This is a genomic window from Azohydromonas lata (genome assembly GCF_034427735.1).
Taxonomy (GTDB): Bacteria; Pseudomonadota; Gammaproteobacteria; order Burkholderiales; family Burkholderiaceae_C; genus Azohydromonas; species Azohydromonas lata.
Map to the genome: position 1 here is coordinate 1 of NZ_JAXOJX010000283.1, position 224 is coordinate 224.

Here is a 224-nt window from a genome sequence, read left to right on the forward strand (position 1 = left end):
ACCGCTTCGTGATCGATGCCGCAACGGGCCAGCTTAGCGTCGCCGCCGGTGCATCGTTCGACTTCGAGCAGGCTGGCGCACACCGCATCACCGTGCGCCTCACCGACGCCGCGGGCAATACCGCCGACGTCCAGCTCAGCATCGCGGTCTCCAACGCCAACGACGCACCCACCGGCGGCGTGACCCTCTCCGGCACCGCCGCCATGGGCCAGGTGCTGCGCGCC

The 224-nt window shown here is 71.0% G+C and carries 1 protein-coding gene; it reads left to right on the plus strand.

The annotated features are described in order from the left end of the window. The coding region (locus tag SM757_RS35405) for a cadherin repeat domain-containing protein (RefSeq protein WP_322468928.1) at nt 1-224 on the plus strand (224 nt) is incomplete at both ends.